General features: G+C 55.7%; 14 protein-coding genes. 11 read left to right on the top strand and 3 right to left on the bottom strand.

Annotated elements, in window-relative coordinates:
• Window positions 1-75 precede the first annotated feature (75 nt).
• Entirely contained in the window at window positions 76-1,827 is a 1,752-nt protein-coding gene (locus tag MKZ35_RS11870; RefSeq protein WP_482513495.1) for a helix-hairpin-helix domain-containing protein, read from the bottom strand.
• A gap of 184 nt (window positions 1,828-2,011) precedes the next feature.
• Here MKZ35_RS11870 and MKZ35_RS11875 point away from each other — a divergent pair, with 184 nt between their 5' ends.
• The 5 genes from MKZ35_RS11875 to MKZ35_RS11895 all read left to right on the top strand — a co-directional run bounded on the left by MKZ35_RS11875 (window position 2,012) and on the right by MKZ35_RS11895 (window position 5,827).
• On the top strand, window positions 2,012-2,407 hold the full coding sequence (locus MKZ35_RS11875; protein ID WP_482513496.1) for a hypothetical protein: 396 nt from the start codon (window positions 2,012-2,014) through the stop codon (window positions 2,405-2,407).
• Between the two features lie 58 nt (window positions 2,408-2,465).
• On the top strand, window positions 2,466-2,906 hold the full coding sequence (locus MKZ35_RS11880; RefSeq protein ID WP_482513497.1) for a hypothetical protein: 441 nt from the start codon (window positions 2,466-2,468) through the stop codon (window positions 2,904-2,906).
• A gap of 85 nt (window positions 2,907-2,991) precedes the next feature.
• The gene (locus MKZ35_RS11885; protein WP_482513498.1) at window positions 2,992-3,444 is read left to right on the top strand and encodes an EVE domain-containing protein; all 453 of its coding nucleotides are present in this window, start codon (window positions 2,992-2,994) and stop codon (window positions 3,442-3,444) included.
• Between the two features lie 250 nt (window positions 3,445-3,694).
• Complete coding sequence (locus MKZ35_RS11890) at window positions 3,695-5,191, top strand: hypothetical protein (RefSeq protein ID WP_482513499.1); 1,497 nt, start codon at window positions 3,695-3,697, stop codon at window positions 5,189-5,191.
• Between the two features lie 66 nt (window positions 5,192-5,257).
• Window positions 5,258-5,827: a DUF4252 domain-containing protein gene (locus MKZ35_RS11895; protein WP_482513500.1), complete on the top strand. Its 570-nt coding sequence runs from the start codon at window positions 5,258-5,260 to the stop codon at window positions 5,825-5,827.
• A gap of 526 nt (window positions 5,828-6,353) precedes the next feature.
• Here the strand turns inward: MKZ35_RS11895 and MKZ35_RS11900 are convergent.
• Both MKZ35_RS11900 and MKZ35_RS11905 read right to left on the bottom strand, forming a co-directional pair.
• Window positions 6,354-7,841 (bottom strand): OmpA family protein, encoded by a 1,488-nt coding sequence (locus MKZ35_RS11900; RefSeq protein WP_482513501.1) that lies wholly within the window; start codon window positions 7,839-7,841, stop codon window positions 6,354-6,356.
• A 324-nt stretch (window positions 7,842-8,165) separates the two neighbouring features.
• Window positions 8,166-9,455 carry an aminopeptidase P N-terminal domain-containing protein gene (locus MKZ35_RS11905; protein WP_482513502.1) on the bottom strand — a complete coding sequence of 430 codons (1,290 nt, stop codon included), beginning with the start codon at window positions 9,453-9,455 and terminating at the stop codon, window positions 8,166-8,168.
• Between the two features lie 282 nt (window positions 9,456-9,737).
• Here MKZ35_RS11905 and MKZ35_RS11910 point away from each other — a divergent pair, with 282 nt between their 5' ends.
• The 6 genes from MKZ35_RS11910 to MKZ35_RS11935 all read left to right on the top strand — a co-directional run bounded on the left by MKZ35_RS11910 (window position 9,738) and on the right by MKZ35_RS11935 (window position 17,347).
• On the top strand, window positions 9,738-10,823 hold the full coding sequence (locus MKZ35_RS11910; protein WP_482513503.1) for a glycosyltransferase family 9 protein: 1,086 nt from the start codon (window positions 9,738-9,740) through the stop codon (window positions 10,821-10,823).
• 178 nt (window positions 10,824-11,001) lie between these two features.
• A complete protein-coding gene (locus MKZ35_RS11915; RefSeq protein WP_482514739.1) occupies window positions 11,002-12,234 on the top strand; it encodes a M16 family metallopeptidase in 1,233 nt (410 codons plus the stop codon).
• Window positions 12,235-12,243: 9 nt separating this feature from the next.
• Complete coding sequence (locus tag MKZ35_RS11920) at window positions 12,244-12,702, top strand: YDG/SRA domain-containing protein (protein ID WP_482513504.1); 459 nt, start codon at window positions 12,244-12,246, stop codon at window positions 12,700-12,702.
• A 78-nt stretch (window positions 12,703-12,780) separates the two neighbouring features.
• Window positions 12,781-13,587, top strand: a complete 807-nt coding sequence (locus MKZ35_RS11925) for a DUF4184 family protein (RefSeq protein ID WP_482513505.1) — start codon at window positions 12,781-12,783, stop codon at window positions 13,585-13,587.
• Entirely contained in the window at window positions 13,581-14,228 is a 648-nt protein-coding gene (locus tag MKZ35_RS11930) for an O-methyltransferase (protein ID WP_482514740.1), read from the top strand. The genes MKZ35_RS11925 and MKZ35_RS11930 overlap by 7 nt, the downstream gene beginning before the upstream one ends.
• Window positions 14,229-14,476: 248 nt before the next feature.
• The gene (locus MKZ35_RS11935) at window positions 14,477-17,347 is read left to right on the top strand and encodes an outer membrane beta-barrel protein (protein WP_482513506.1); all 2,871 of its coding nucleotides are present in this window, start codon (window positions 14,477-14,479) and stop codon (window positions 17,345-17,347) included.
• Window positions 17,348-17,462 lie beyond the last annotated feature (115 nt).

Below are 17,462 nucleotides of genomic sequence, written 5' to 3' on the forward strand. Positions count from 1 at the left end.
CGGAGGCTTATTATAGCTCTAGCAGCCTCAACTAGCCCCTTCTCCCCTAGGAGAAGGGGCTAGTTGAGGCTGCTATTAAAACAACGTCGTTCTAAACTCTTCGGCTGGCTTAATCCTGGCCTTCCGCTGGGCAAAGTACGTGGCCACTTCCTCCCCAGACATTGTATTAAAGGTCATTTCCTTCGTCAGGCCGCCTTTGCGCCCCATAAACACGCCGTAGCGCATATCCTTGTAGCCGTTGGTGTGGTGCGCATCGGGGTTGATACTCAGTTTCACGCCTTGATTGAGGGCGTAGCGCACCCAGCGCCAATCGAGGTCTAGCCGCCACGGGTTGGCATTTATTTCAACGATAACCTCATGCTGGGCACAAGCATCGATGACCGCTTTGTAGTCAATTGGGTAGCCCTCACGGCGCAGCAGCAGGCGCCCGGTCGGGTGCCCCAGCATCGTGCAATACGGGTTTTCAATGGCGCGAAGCAGGCGCGTGGTGGCGCGGGCCTCGTCCATTTTTAGGTTGCTGTGCACTGAGGCTACCACAAAATCAAACGACGCCAGCACCGAGGGCTGATAATCCAAGGCACCATCGCCGAGAATGTCGCTTTCAATGCCTTTGAAAATGCGGAAGGGCGCTAATTCTTTGTTCAGCTCATCTATTTCGCGGTGCTGCTGGCGCACCCGTTCGGGGCTGAGGCCATTAGCATAGTGCGCGGCCTGCGAGTGGTCGCAGATACCGAGGTACTCGTAGCCTTCATCCCGCAGAAACTCCGCCATCTGGCGCAGCGTGTGTGCCCCATCGGAGTAGTTGCTGTGGTTGTGCACGCTCCCGCGCAGGTCGGCATCTTCTAGCAGTTGGGGTAGCTTATGTTCTTTGGCTAACGTTAGCTCCCCGAGGCCTTCGCGGAGTTCGGGCTCTACATACTGGAGGCCGGCTTTTTCGTAAATGGCCGTTTCCTGGTAGAAACGCTCCTTTTTCAGCAGCTGCCGCAACGTAGCCGGCTGGCCGTGCGCGGCCTGGGGGGCAAATATTTCGGATAAATGCGCTTCGGTACCCGTCAGCAAAAAGAGCTGATTCGTGAAATCGTCTTTGGCGACCAGTAGCACTTCCACCTTTACCCCAGAAGCCGTAGCCGTGCCGCGCCAGGCAAACGGCCCGGAGCGGAAGGGGTCGGCAGAGAGGCCATCCAGGGAGTTCAGCAGTTTGTGCGCTTTCTCCGCCTGGGCTGTAGCTGCTACCAACACCACGTTTTCTACCACCTCCAGGCGGCGGCGCACCTCCCCGGCCACGGCCACTGACTCCGTAAACAAAGCCTCCTGTAGGCGAGCAATAAGGGCTTCGGCCAATTCTTCGGCCTGCGGATACAGCAGCTTGCCCCGGCTTTGGTCACTGAATTCAAGGGCCTGCAGAATGGCATCCTGGGTCTTTTTGCCAAACCCTTTGAGCTTGCTTACCTCATCGCGCTCGGCGGCGGCCCGTAGCGCGTCGGAGCTTTCTACGCCTAGCTCGCGCCACAGCGTACGAATCTTTTTAGGACCGATGCCTTTAATATTCAGCATCTCAACCACGCCGGGCGGCGTGATGCTGAGCAGGCGCGTCAGCTCCTCAAAGGTGCCAGTGTCCAGCATTTCGGCCACGCGGGCGGCGGCGGTTTTACTCAGACCGGTGCGGTCGGGCAGGCCGGTGCGCTCTACCTCGGCCACCGGAAACTCCAGGCGTTCAAGGGCAGCGGCGGTACCTTCGTAGGCCCGAATTTTAAATGGATTTTCGTCGTGCAGTTCCAGCAGCGAGGCCGCGAGGCGGAAGGCGCGAATCAGGGCGCGATTGTCCAAAACAGAAGCAGAATTTGCCCCCCAGCGGGGGATGGAGAAGGAAGGTAAAGGTACAGGGTTGGGAAATATTATGTTTTAAATAATACGAGTGGATGAGAGTGAGCAGCCTTTTCGGGTACAACTATTGATTGTGAGATGGAAGGCTTTAATTTACCAGCTCATTCCTCACTTTTACGTTGTTGCTATGCGCCTGTTTTCTCTGCTTTGCTGCCTGAGCGTATTGCTGCTGGCCGTAACGTGCAAACCCGACCCGCGCAAGTCGCCGCAGTTGCTGTCGCTTGAAGGCACTTGGCTGCACGCACACGAGGAGGACGTGGATAATATAGAGGTGTACCGGCCCAATACGTATTCTTTCGGCCCCTCACGCGGACGCACGGGATTCAACTTCGAGCACAATGGCATCTTTACGCAGTACGACATTGCGCCCACTGATGGCTTGGAAGGGCGCAAAGGCCAGTGGAAAGCCGAAAGCGAGGCAGTACTTCATATTACTTTTGACAATAAAGACGAGCCAGGCTACAAGCTTGAAATTGTGTCGTTGGAAAAAGATTTGTTAAAAGTGCGGCGTTTGCCGCAGTAGCCTTACAACCTTTGTAGTAGCTTACGGCTCCTGCTAGCGTTCTATTCTATATTCAATTATGCGCATTTCTACTCTTGCACTCCTGACCGTCCTCGCAGCTCTGGTATTGGGAGCTTGTACCGAGAACGTGGGTGACCTGCTGAAGCTAAATCTGGACGGACCGACGGGCCCTCTCTATGGCCGCTCCTGGTACAACTCGCACGAAGCCCGCCCCGGCGACACTGTTATTTATCGGCCCCAGGGCTATATAATGCCCCCCAGCGTGCTCCGCTACGGGCCGGTTTACCTGGATGGGCTGCGCTTCGATAAGGATGGGCAGTTTACCTTTTACACCTTTGGCCCTGCTGATGCACCGGAGGCTTATGTTGGTCGCTGGGAGCCGACGCAGGAGAACCAGAACATATTAACAATGACTCTTGAAAACACGGAGTTGCGCCCACCGTTCCGGTTGCGCGTGCTGCGCGTGGAGAACGACAAGTTGGTGGTGTTGCGTCTTTGATAAAGGCCATAGCAAACATTGAAGGGCAAAAAAGCCTGGCAAAAGTGAATCTAAAGAAATTTAGGTCGTCTTTTGCCGGGCTTTTTTGCGTGTTATTTTTCCTTACTATTCGGTTGTCTTCGTTTTTGAAGTGAATTACTGGCTTGTTAAATCCGAACCCGCGGCTTATTCCTGGGCCGACTTTGTGCGCGACGGGCGCACCGACTGGACCGGCGTCCGCAATTTCCAGGCCCGCAACTACCTGCAACAGATGCAGCCCGGCGACCTGGTTCTTTTCTACCACAGCGTAACTGACAAAACCGTGATGGGCATGGCCGAGGTAGCCGCCCCCGCCGCCCCCGATGCCACCGCGCCGCCCGAAAGTGGCTGGGTAGCCGTGGCGCTGCGTCCGCATCAGCCATTACCTAACCCCGTGTCGCTGGCCGCAATAAAGCTCGACGCGCGCCTGAGCCAGATCGGCTTATTGCGCCAGTCGCGCCTGTCGGTGATGCCGCTGCGCAGTGAGGAGTTTGATGTCGTGCTGGAGTTGGGCAGCTAAGCACCGTAGGTCACGTCTTCTAAAAAGCCTGCCTACCATTCGTACGGCAGGTTTTTTTGCTTAGATGCAGGCTGGGGGGCTTTTTCCCACTTTAGGCTAGCGACTAACAGTATAACCATTTGTAAAAAGCTCCCCAACAACCTTCTGCGCCGCGTGACTTTACGCCGTCTTCGTCGTATCTTACTAAGCGTCACAGCGAATAGGACGCATGTTAGCTATGAAAAATAGTATAGTTAGATGGCTGGGAATCATGGCTCTAGCGCTAGCTGGGCAGCCGGCGTTGGCTCAGGCGCCCGAGTCATCCATTGCTCCTAACCAACCCGCCCGCCTGGAGCTACCCTTTACGCAGTATGATACGGATGTACACGTACTGGCCATCCCCGAGGACAGCAGCGTGGTGCTATTGGTAGAAAAAGATGTTTTCATCGGCTCACGCACCAGCTATACCTTCCGCAAGTTTGACCATCAACTGAAGGACTTGGGCTCGCGCAATTTGGAGATTCCGATTGAGTACGAGTTCAAGCTGATGAGCGCCGAGGCGACGGCAGTATATGCGCTTTTCCAGTCGCGCTACGCGCCTGAGCGCCTATTAGTAGCCGGCCTCGATGGCCGCAACGGCAATGTAACTCAGGTTAAATTCGACACGGAGGTGACCCGTGACGTGCTAGACCAGAAGGTGCTGGCTGGCAATCTCTTCGTGACGGTGCTCCTGGATCAGCATATGACGGTGGTCAAGCTGGATATGAGGGCTGGCAAGCACCAGCTGCTACCGTCGGTGTATGAGCCGCTTACCACCGAGCTTACCTTTCTCACCGACTCCGCGACCAAGCGCGCCGAAGTAATTATGCGGCAGTCAAACGGCGTGAAATCGCGCCTGCAGCTAAAGCAGCTTTCCGCTGAAGGCGAATTGCTCAACTCAGAATTTGTACAAACCGAGAGCGAACGCAGCCTGATAACCGCTCAGGTCAGCCTCGGCGACAGCTCTGACCGTATGCTGGCCGGCACTTACACCCTCCGCGACACGCGCTACTCCCAGGGCCTGTTTTCGGCCGACCTCACGGCGGGCACCACCCCTACCGGCGTACGGCAGTCGCTCCGTTTCTACGATTTTACGCGTTTGAAGCACTTCTTTGATTACCTGAAGCCAGCGCGGGCGGCCCGGATTCGGCAGCGCAGCCAGGAGCGCCGCGCTGCCAACCGCGAGCTGCCCTTGCGCTACCGCTTGCTCGTGCACGATTTACTGCCTTTTCAAAATGGCTACGTGCTGGTGGCTGAAGTGTACTATCCGCGCTACCGCAGCGACAGCTACGGTCCCGGCATGGTAGGCACCCGGTACCGGCAGTTCGACGGCTTTCATACGACCCACGCCATTGTATGCGGCTTCGATCGGCGCGGCAATTTATTGTGGGACAACACCTTCGTTTTGACAGATGTCGAGTCATTTGAGTTGGAAGAAACCATACGGCTGCGGCCCATGCCCGATGGCCAGCGCCTCGTTATGACTTATCTGGAAGAGGAAAACATTCACTATAAAATCATTGACCGCACCTTACCGTCGCCCAATGATCTGGTGGTGCCCTTGCAACCTACCAACCCGGAGAGTAAGGAAAAGCTGGGCAGCACCAACTACGCGGGCATGCAGGCGTGGTATGGCAGCCGATTTTTAGCCTTTGGCTATCAACATGTGCGCGCTCCCCGAGGCGCAGGGCGCGACGTGTTTTTTCTAAACGCGGTTTCCTTCGATTAATGCCCAGGCCCAACGGGCCGTTGCCGAGCTACGTATGGGAGCCAAACCACCTTTGCTCCCTCCCCTATGTACACCAAGCTACGTCTGTTTTCGCTCGTCGCCGTATTGGGTCTTTCCCTCACGGTAAGCTGCCGCACGAGTGGCCCCGAAACCCCAGCCCGCACGGTAGCGGAGTTTTTTCGCAAATACGAGAACCGCTCCGGCTTCAAGGCTACTACGATAGCCGCTAATTTCACTACCCGCCTACTGCTGGCGCGTCTGGGTAAGCTGGGGGGCAATAATGAGCTGGCGCAAGCCCTGACGTCGGTGCGTGAGATTCGAATGCTCACCTTTACGCCTACTACCGATCGAGCCCAGCGCCTAGTTGCGGCGGGCCTTAATAAGGAAGTAGATGGCCTACTGGCCAGTGAGCGGTACACTTCCATCCCCGTGTCCGCCGATTCGGCCAGCACTACCATCACGCGCTACGCCATCCGCCAGCAAGGCGACCGGGTACTGGAGCTGGTTGCTATCGGCAACGTAGAAGCCGTCCCCGAATCATTCGCCTTGATAGCTGTATCCGGCAATTTCACTCGCTCTCAGGTCGATGAGCTTATAAAGTTTTTGCCCGGCGCCGTTGGCGAGCTGACTCAATAGAGAGTGTATTTTCTTATCCATAAAAAGCTCCTCACCCAGTGGAGGGCTTTTTTGTTGCCTTTTACATTGCGCACCGATCTATAATGATTTTACGCATGATGCGTTCCCTGTTTGTAAAGCTGCAATATCCAGCAAGGAGAAAATCTATAGCCTTTATCATAAACAGCCTCAATAGCTGTTCTAACACCTAGAGTAAGTCAGCTTGCTACGCTAGACGCTTCGGATCTACTTGAGTATAGGTTAAGCCTTTTATACCCCTGCATTGAATACTAACTGTTGCTGATTCGCTAGTCTGGAATGCCGCAGAATATCTGGTACAATCAGTAAACAGTCTTTTAACTGAAGCGACCACACGTAAGCTTACTTAGCCGAACCTGATCAATAGTCTGATAACCGAAAAAAGCCCCCCAGAATATTCTGGGGGGCTTTTTTGCAAAGACGCGTTATGCATTCTAACGTCAGGAGCACAAAAAAAGCGGCGGACCTTATGGGTCCGCCGCTTTTTGGGGCTAAAGCCGGTCAGCAATTAAGGCTGAGGCTGGCTTGGAATGTAGAACTCGAAGGTAAATTCTACACGGCGGTTCTTAGCCATACCAGCGGCCGAAGTGTTCGGCGCAGCAGGCTGCTCTTCGCCGAAGCCTACCGTTGTGATACGGTTCGGATCAACGGTCTTACCAGTGAAGTAGCGCTTGGCCGAGGCCGCACGACGCTCCGACAGACCTTGGTTATACTCATTCGTACCACGGCTGTCAGCGTGACCAGCGATGCGGAGGCTATACTCAGGGTATTGATCCAGAATCTTGATCATGTTGTCAAGCGTGCCATACGACTGGCGACGAATAACCGTGCTGTTGGTCTCAAACTGTACTGGACGTACTTTCTGCATCAACGCAGGGTCAATCACGCGGCAGCCAGTAGAGTCTACTGTGGCGCCAGCTGGAGTGCCGGGGCACTTATCTACGTCATCCTTGATACCATCACCGTCCTGGTCGAGGTTTACAGGGCAGCCTGTAGCATCAACTTGGGTACCAGCTGGAGTATCTGGGCAGGTATCGTTCTTATCAGCTACACCGTCGCCATCGGCATCGGGGCAACCACGGAGAGCAGCCGTACCAGCTTGGTCTGGGCACTCATCTTCCGAGTCACGCACACCGTCGTTATCACGGTCTGGGCAACCTTCGAGGTTAGCCAAGCCCTTCTCGGTGGGGCACTTATCTTGGTAATCCGGTACACCGTCGCCGTCGCCATCTAAGGGGCAACCAGCTTCATCCACGGCTACGCCGGCCGGAGTGGCGGGGCACTTGTCTTTACGATCCGGCACACCATCCATATCCTCATCCTTGGGCTTGCCAAAGTTGTAAGTGATACCAGCTGAGTGCTGCAGGTAGCGGTCATTCAGGTCGCCTTTGTCTACGTTGTCAATCGTGTTGGTAGCGGCATAAATCTGGCCCGTCTGCACGAAGATGCCGAACGAAGGCGAGAAGTTCAGAGCAATACCGGCATTGCCCTGAAGGTAAGCGGCGTAATGGTCGCGGTTGCCCAGGAATTGCTCGCCGCCACCCACATTAGAGAACTTATCTGAGGAAGCAATCATCAAACCCGGCGCTAAGCTCAGGTAGGGAGCAAATACGGCGTCCTCTTTCAAAGCCCAGCCGTTGTTGAGCTTAAACTTGATGGGCACCCCGATGGTGGTCACGTTTGCGTCGAAGCGGCGGATGGCGGGGGGCAAATCCTCAATGCCTTTGAGCACCTTGGTGGAGAACTTCATGTCCCCGTAGTTGGCGGCTATGCCAATGTCGAGGCCCGGCGTGATATAGCGCGAGAGGGTGATGCCCCCGCCGTACTCGATCTTGTTGGACTTGAACCACTCCGAGCCCAGGTCGCCGTGGTATTGCAGGGTGCTGCCGTAAAGGCTAATGCCGGTCTTGCGGTCCGCACTTTGCGCGTGACCCTCGGGGGCCGCCGCCAGCAGCGCTAATCCCAAGACCGCAGATTTTGCTAGAAGGTGTCTCATAGCATACAGGTTAGGTGAAAACATTTTCTTTGGTTTTAGCGACTTATTCGGGGTTGAATAGGAGCCTTAACTGAGTGCCTATACTTTCCATTACGAATAAGGTTGTTGTTATGGCCTCAAAATGGGGGCATTTTTCTGAACTTATGTCCACAAAAACAGCGTTTCCGCCTGATTCTCAGGCTTGCCTACGGAATAGCAAATGAATATTTATCTTTTTTAATTTTCAAAAAAACTAGTTTTCCTTGTCTATTTAGGCTCAAAAAAGGGGCGCTCCTTGGTGGAGCGCCCCTTTTTTGAGCCTGACTGGAGCCTACTATCGACTACTTACCGGGCCATGAGGTGCTCAATATCCTCTACCTCAAGCGGGATGGAAGCCATTAAGTCCTCGGGCTGGCTGCGGGTGATGAGAACATCATTCTCCAGCCGGATGCCTAGGCCCTCTTCCCGAATGTAGATACCCGGCTCGCAGGTGTACACCATGCCCGGCTCAAACGTGCGGTATTTGCCCCCCACATCGTGCACATCAAGCCCTAAGTAATGTGAGGTGCCGTGCATGAAGTATTTTTTATAAAGCGGCGCGGCCGGGTCTTGGTTACGAACGTCCGCTTCGTTGAGCAAGTCCAGCTTGATTAGCTCCTGCTCCATCTGCTGGCCTACGGCGGCGTGATAGTCTTCTATATTGTTGCCAGCTACAAGGTGCGAAGTGGCAAACTTCATAACAGCTAGCACCGCTTCATACACATCACGCTGGCGCTTTGTGAAGGTGCCATTTACGGGAATGCTGCGTGATAGGTCGGCGGCGTAGTTGCCAAATTCGGCCCCAAAGTCGAGCAGCAGCACGTCGCCATCCTGACATTGGCGGTCATTGCTCACGTAGTGCAGAATGCAGGCGCTGGCACCCGAGGCGATAATACTGCCGTAAGCCGGCCCGCGTGAGCGGTTGCGCACAAACTCGTGCAGAATCTCGGCCTCAATCTCATATTCCCATACGCCGGGCTTCACGAAGCCCAGCAAACGGCGAAACGCCTTTTCCGTAATATTCGCCGCCTCGCGCATCAGCCGGATTTCCTCCTGACTCTTGATGGCCCGCAGCTGGTGCAGCAGCGGCGCGGCGCGGCGGTACTGATGCAGCGGGTGTTTTGCCCGAATCTCCTTGATAAAGCGTGCGTCGCGGGTTTCTACTTCCACCACGGCCCGGATGTGCTCATTGGTATTGAGGTATACATTCTCGGCCTCATTCATCAGGGCGTGCAGCACCTGCTGGAAGCTATCGAGCCACAGGATAGTGCGAATACCAGAGTTCGTGCGAGCTTCGTCCTTCGTCAGCTTATAGCCTTCCCAAATGAGAATATGCTCGCTGGTTTCCTTCAAAAACAGGATTTCGCGGTGCTGGGGAAGCTTGGCATCAGGGAATAACAGCAGGATACTCTCCTCCTGATCGACGCTGGAGAAGTAGAACAAATCATTATTCTGCCGAAAAGCCATGGTGCCGTCCGCATTGGTGGGCATGGTGTCGTTGGCGTGAAAAATGGCTAACGACGCCGGAAGCAGCTGCTGAACGAAATTGCGGCGGTTTTCAATAAAAAGCTGAGGATCGATGGGTCCGTAACGCATAGGACAGGCTAGGGTTGAAAGGAAGAGCAAGGCGGTTGCAAGTTAAGAGAATGCACGAAGGCAGCTTTACAGATGTAGCGCGAACTTTTAGTTCGCGTATCGTTGAACGATGACAGCTGAGGGCATTTTAACAACAACCGCAACGATACGCGAACTAAAAGTTCGCGCTACATCCCAACGGTTTAATTTACCTGCACTTTAAGCAGGCCAGTTGGTGTTATTATCCTAAAATCAAAAATATGGGCGACTTGGGTGTGCTATAACCTTGTATCCTATGGTAGCTTGGGTATTTTCGCCCCCCGCTCTGTTCGCTCCTTTTCGTTTCTGATGCCGCCCAAGTCGCACCCGCGCCGCGCCATTCTGCTCATTCAAACCGCTTTTATTGGCGATGTTATTCTGGCCACGGCCTTGCTGGAACGCCTGCGCCAGACGGAGCCGAATACGCCCGTCGATTTCTTGGTTCGCAAGGGCAACGAGGCCCTGATAGAGCAGCACCCCCACGTGCGCGATGTGCTGATCTGGGACAAGAAAAACTATAAGTACCGCGACCTGTGGCGCTTGCTGCGCACGATTCGGGCCGGCGACTACGAGCGGGTTATCAACTTGCAGCGCTTTGCCTCCACGGGCTTTCTGACCGCATTTTCGGGGGCTCCCAAGCGCATTGGCTTCGACAAAAACCCGCTTTCATTTGCGTTTACGCACGTCACGCCCCACCTCATGGGCCAGGGAATTCACGAGGTAACGCGCAACCTGCACCTGCTTTACCCCGAAACCGAAGCCTCGCTTACGCCGCCCCGCCTTTTTCCCACGCCCGCCGATGAAGCCACGGTCGCCCCGTACGTTAGCGGCAATCCGTATGTCTGCATTGCGCCCACGTCGGTGTGGTTTACGAAGCAGTTTCCGGAGGAGCAATGGCTGAAGCTGCTCCGGGCGCTACCACCTCATTATAGTGTGTACCTGCTAGGCGCTCCCTCCGACAGCGCCGTGTGCGAGCGGCTGCGCCAGGAAAGCGGTCGGGCCGGCGTTGTAAATCTCGCGGGTCAGCTTCCCCTGCTGGCATCGGCGGCGCTGATGCGCGGAGCAGTGCTGAATTACGTGAACGACTCGGCGCCTCTGCACCTGTGCTCCGCGATGGGGGCTCCTACGTGCGCTGTCTTTTGTTCTACGGTACCGTTTTTTGGCTTCGGGCCGCTTAGTCCGTTTTCGCGGGTAGTGCAGCTAGAAGAACAATTGGAGTGTCAGCCCTGCGGTTTGCACGGGTATAAACAATGCCCTCTGGGCCATTTTTACTGTGCCCGCGGCATCCAAACCCAGCAGCTTATCGATGCACTGACCGAGGCCGAAGCCTGGGCTTCGGCCCAGCACTAAGGTTAATAGGTCCCGTCGTGGGGGGCTTTTTTGTACCTTTGCGCCCTTTCCAGCATCCCAAAAAACAGAAGGAAACCTGTCAAGCCACTAGCTGGTTATTACTGGTCAGGGAGCAAAATGGTGGCTGCGTTTAGCCATGTTGCCCTCTGCTGTTTTCAAGACTCCAAGCCCGTATTACATGGCCGATTACGATTTGCACGAGCTGCCCAATGGCATCCGCGTACTGCACAAACAAGTACTACACACCAAAATCGCGCATTGCGGCTTCCTGCTCGACATTGGCTCGCGCGACGAGGACCTGCACCAATTAGGTCTAGCCCATTTTTGGGAGCACATGGCGTTTAAAGGCACCGAAAAGCGTCGCTCCTTCCATATTCTCAACCGCCTCGAAACCGTGGGGGGCGAATTGAACGCGTATACCACAAAGGAAAAAATCTGCTTTTACGCTTCGCTGCTTAGCACGCACTTCGAGCGCGCCTTCGAGCTGCTCACCGACCTTACCTTTCACTCCGTATTCCCGGAGCGCGAGATTGAGAAGGAGCGCGGCGTGATTCTGGAGGAAATGGCCATGTACCACGACGCCCCCGAGGACGCCATTATCGACGACTTCGACGCCGTGATATTCGGTAATCATGCCCTGGGGCACAACATTCTGGGCACGCGCCAGAGTGTCTCAGGCTTTCAACAACAGGATTTCCGCCAGTTTCTGGCCGATAATATCCGCACCGACCGGCTTGTGTTTAGCTCGGTGAGCAACCTGCCCTTTACGGAAGTAAAGCGCCTGGCCGAGAAATATCTGGCTCCGCTGCCCGCCCGTCTGGGTGCACGGCCGCGCACGCCTTTCTCCTCTTACCAGCGCATGGAGCAGCTGGAGCGCAAGCCCATCACCCAGGCCCACTGCCTGATTGGGGGCCCGGCGTATGCCATTGAAGACCCGCGTCGCATTCCGTTTTTTATGCTGACCAACATTCTGGGCGGTCCGGGCATGAACTCGCGCCTGAACTTAGGAGTGCGCGAAAAATACGGCCTGGTGTACACCATCGACGCCACTTACTCGCCCTACACCGACACGGGTATGTTCGGCATTTATTTCGGTACGGAGAAAAAACAAGTGAAGCGCACCGTGGCACTGGTGCAGAAAGAATTGAAAACCCTGCGCGAAAAGCCGCTGGGCTCCCTGCAACTGCACACGGCCAAAGAGCAGCTGATGGGTCAGCTGGCCATGTCGGAGGAAAGCAACAGCGGCCTGATGCAGCTCCTCGGCAAAAGCACCCTCGATATTGGCCGGGTGGAGCCGCTCACTGAGATTTTTGACCGTATCCGCGCTATCACGGCCGCTGAGCTGAGTGAGCTGGCCAACGATGTGCTGCGCGAAGACAATCTGAGCGTGCTCCAGTACGTGCCGGAGTAAAGCCCTACAATGGCGCAGCAGCCTGTCACTTTCGGAGCGGTTACCGGCATTCGGGAAGGGTACGAATTTCTGAATCGGCTGGAGCTGAGCGCCTCCGGCGTGCACCGGCCTACGCGCGCTGGCATCGGAGCCAGGACCGGCGTAGGCGCTGAGTCCATTGTAGTAGCCGAAGGATACGAGGATGACGTGGACCTGGGCCACGTCATCCTCTACACGGGCCAGGGCGGGCGCAGCAGTTCATCGGGCCAACAAGTGACGGATCAAACCCTGACTGGTGCCAACCTTGAATTAGTCCGCAGCCAAACCACTGGCCAGCCCGTACGTGTGATACGTCGTATTCAGGGCGCTGGGGGGCTTTTTTTCTACCGTTACGATGGATTGTACCGCATCACGGCGCACTGGCAGGAAACGGGGAAATCAGGTTTTACCATCTGGCGATTCAGACTGGAAAAAATAGCATCCGTTTAGGCAGCTGCCAACTCATCAGCTAGTATTTAAGTACGCTATATCGCTGTGCTTTTAGTTAGATAACTACTTTTCGCTACAATGCCCTTTACTCTTTCGCATCCGGCTATTGTATTGCCATTGCTTTTCAAAACCCGCCGCTGGTTATCCATGTCAGGGCTGGTATTGGGCACAATGGCTCCCGATTTTGAATACTTCTTGCGCCTGCAGGCTTACGGCTCCTATGGGCACACCTGGCTGGGTATGCTTTGGTTTAATTTACCCGTGAGCCTGTTAATAGCTGGGTTATTTCATGGCTTAGTAAAACGACCCTTAGTTCGTTGCCTCCCTTTATTTCTTCGGGCACGGCTAAGCTGGCTGGCTGAACGGCCTTGGCCTTTACGAAACCTTTGGAGGGGCCGAATGGTGCTGGCCATTCTAATAGGAAGCTTGTCGCATGTGTTCTGGGATGCGTTTACGCACAGCGATACGATTATCTCAGTTGGCATCAAGGAGTTAGAGATGTGGGTAGGGCCGTTCACGCTGTACCGGTGGCTACAATATATTTCTTCGGTGGTTGGCCTGCTGGCTATTGCCTGGTTTGTCTGGAAGTTGCCAACACATTCTCGCTTAGTGAAAGCCACCAGCAAAATTCAGCGCTTGTTCTGGACTATTAGCGGCGTTCTGACAACGGTCTTCTGGCTGCTGTTTTTGTTTATTCATGATAACTATGGACGGGGGTTGTTGGTGGCATCTATCGTGACGAGCATCAGCGCCTTTAGCTTGGCACTGATAATTACGTCGGCTGTTATGTGGCGCTATTTTCAGCCTTCTGAGCAAGCCCGCGCCGCTCGCGCCATGAAACGTGAAATTGCCCACAAATTCATCGATAAGCAGCCCCAATCGTGACCCCCGACGATGAACGCCACCAGTACGCCGAGGCCCACACCACACCCGAGGCGGAGCTATTGCGCCGCCTCAATCGCGAAACTCACGTGCAGGTGTTGGCTCCGCGCATGCTGTCGGGGCACTTGCAGGGACGCTTGCTGAGCATGATCAGCCACATGGTCCGGCCGCGGCGCATCCTGGAAATTGGCACGTTCACGGGCTACTCTGCCCTTTGTCTGGCCGAAGGCCTCACGCCTAATGGCGAGCTACACACCGTTGAGCAAAACCCGGAGCTGGAAACCCGCATCCGCCGATACGTGGCTGCCGCCGACCTCACCGAGCGTATTCACCTACACATCGGCGACGCCCGCGTCGTGCTGCCCACGCTCCCCGAAACCTGGGATCTGGTGTTCATCGACGCCGATAAAATCAACAACGACGCCTACTTCGAGCTAATAATTGACCAAGTGCGGCCGGGGGGCTTTTTGCTCATCGACAACGTGCTGTGGGGCGACAAAGTCCTGCCCTCCTATGCCGTGAAGCCCGCCGATAAAGACACCCATGCCGTTCGGGCCTTCAACGCCAAGATGCAGGCCGACCCGCGCGTAGAAAACGTGTTCCTGCCCCTGCGCGACGGCTTGTTGTTATTGCGGAAAGTTTAATCCAAATCGCGGATTTTGCAGATTAGTCGGATTCCACGGATTTTGGTGAAGACCATGCCTGACTAGATCATCGGGTACCATTTATTTCACCAAAAAGCCCCCCAGACTTAATTTGACGGCTTTTTTTAAGTTATAAGGAGTCGTCACCAAAATCCGTGGAATCCGATTAATCTGCAAAATCCGCGATTTGGATTAAACTTTCTCCCCTTCCAGGCATCTACGTCCGCATTACCCCTGATCTATCGATTATGAGAAAAGCGCTACGCCTGCTGCTCGGCTTCTGGCTGACTTTTACCGCGACCAACGTTTTCGCTCAAAATCAAACCGTCAGCGGCCGCGTGCTGGATGCCACCGACCAATCGGGGCTGCCGGGTGCCAACGTGCTGCTCATCCACCTCCCGGACTCGGCCAAACAAGGCGTGGCCACTGATCCGGGGGGCAATTTTTCCTTCACTGAGGTAGCGCCGGGCCGATATCTGCTCACCATTTCTTTTGTCAGCTACCAAACGCAGCGCCGCCCCCTCACCGTAGCGGGCGCGCCGGTGGTGCTGGGGGGCATTTTGCTTGGTTCCAATCAAATTAAGCTGGGTGAGGTGGAAGTAACCGGCCGCGCCGCAGCCGCCGTGCAGCGCGGCGACACGGCCGAGTTCAACGCCCGCGCTTACAAAACCAACCCCGACGCCAACGCCCAGGACCTCATTACCAAAATGCCGGGCGTAAGCGTGCAGGACGGCCGGGTGCAGGCCCAGGGCGAGAATGTGCAACGCGTGCTGGTGGATGGCAAGCCCTTCTTCGGCGACGACCCCGACGCGGTGCTGAAGAACATTCCGGCCGAGATGATTGATAAAATTCAGGTGCTGGACCGGCAGAGCGAGCAGTCACAGTTTTCGGGCTTCAATGACGGCAACACCGAAAAAACCATCAACATCGTGACCAAGCCTGAGTTTAAAACGGGGCAGTTTGGACGTTTTGTGGCCGGCGCCGGGCCGGAGCGCTACCGCGTGAGCGGCAACTACAACTCCTTTGAGGGCGACCGGCGCTTGTCGGTTGTGGCCCAATCGAATAACATCAACGAGCAGAACTTCGCCACCGACGATTTGCTGGGTGTGACTAGCAGTTCCCGCCAAGGCGGCGGTGCGCCCCGTGGTGGCGGCGGGCCACGAGGTGGCGGCGGCGGCGGACGCCCCGGTGGCGGAGGTGGCGGCAACAATGCCGGCGACTTTCTGGTGAGTTCCAGCGGTGGCATCTCCACCACCCACGCCATCGGCCTGAACTACTCCGACGTGTGGAACAAGAAAACCGAAGTGACGGGCAGCTATTTCTTCAATTTATCGGAGAACCAGGCCAACACCAACCTGTTTCGCCAATTCGCTCTCTCCGACGGTGGTGCGAACCAAACGTATTCAGAAAATTCGCTGGCGACGAGCCGCAACATCAACCACCGCTTCAATCTGCGCCTGGAGCACAAAATAGACTCGGCTAATTCGATCCTTTTCCGGCCGCGCCTGTCGTTGCAGCAAAACAGAGGCAACAGCAACCTCAATGGCTTTACGGCCGCCGATGGCATAAGCAACAGCAACGTACTTAGCGACTACCGCTCCGCCCTTACAGGCCTCAATTCCAACAATGACCTGCTCTACCGTCACCGCTTCAATAAGCCGGGGCGCACGATGTCGGCCAATGCTACCGTCAATTACAACCAGAAGCAAGGCGACAATAACCTGCGTACGCTCTCAGAAACCGATTCGCTCAATCAGTTTTCGACCTTAGATCAGACCGGCTGGAATTTGGGTACGCGCCTGGAGTACACCGAGCCGCTGAGCAAGCAGGACCTGCTCCAGTTCAACTATACGCTGGCCTACACGCCCAATAACTCGGACAAGCGCACCTTCGATTTTGTGGATGACATCGGCGAATACGCCGAGCTGAACCCGGCGTTGAGCAACGTCTTTACCAACACCTACCTCACGCAGGGCGTGGGCGTCAGCTTTCGCCACCAAACCAAAGACTTGCAGGTGATGATTGGGGCCGCAGGCCAGAAAGCTGACTTGCGCAGCGACCAGGAGTTTCCGCTGACTACCAGCCTGAACCGCTCGTTTTATAATTTCCTGCCCAACGCTATGCTGCGCTACAACTTCTCGCGGGAGAAAAATCTGCGCTTTAACTACCGCTCCAACACGCCTCCACCCTCCATTGGTCAGCTGCAGGAAGTAGTGAACAATGCGAATCCTTTGCAGCTCACGACCGGCAACCCGACGCTGGAGCAGCAAACCCAGCACTCGGCCACCATCCGCTACTCGGCCGCAAAACCCGAGAAGTCGACTACGTTCTTCGCGCTGCTGCTCGGCAATTTTACGGATAACTATATCACCAACAGCACTTTCATTGCCATCGAAGACACAGACCTGGCGCTGAATGGCGGCGTGGTGCGCTTGCCCGCTGGGGGGCAATTAACGCGGCCCATCAACTTGGGGCAGCAGTACAACTTTCGTGGCGTGCTGAGCTACGGGCTGCCGGTGGGCTTTATCAAGTCTAATCTGAACCTGAACGCTACGGCCGGCTACAGCCGCACGCCCGGCCTGATCAATGATGTAATCAACTACTCCCAGACGCCCACGCTGGGCCTGGGCGCGGTAGTAAGCAGCAACATCAGCGAGCGGCTGGACTTTACGGTTTCGTCTAACTCCAACTTCAGCCGGGCCCGCAACACGGCCCGCACGCAACTCAACACCAACTACTTCACCCAAAATAGTCAGCTGCGCTTCAACTGGATTGTGGGCAACGGCTTCACCCTGCAAACCGACGTTACGCACCGCTACAACGGTGGCCTGGCGGCAGGCTTCAACCAGCAATACGCGCTCTGGAATGCCAGCATCGGCAAAAAGATATTCGCGAAGCAGCGCGGCGAAATTCGTCTCTACGCCTTCGATTTGCTGGGCCAGAACCGCAGTATTCAGCGCAACGTCACGGAAGCGTATATAGAAGATACCCGCACGGACATCTTGCAGCGCTATTTTATGGTCATGTTTACCTACAACCTGCGCAGCGGCAGTGGCCTGAGCAGCACAGGTGGTGCGGGTGAGCGGCCGGAACGCCGCGGCGACGGCTCGCCGCGCTAGCTCTACTTAATTAAAAAGTCCCCCGGTAGCCATTGACTACCGGGGGGCTTTTCTGTGCCTTGTAGTAGGCTTCTAAAGCAGACCTGAAGAGGGCTCAGGACATAATTTCGCAACA

The organism is Hymenobacter sp. R533113, from assembly GCF_056835965.1.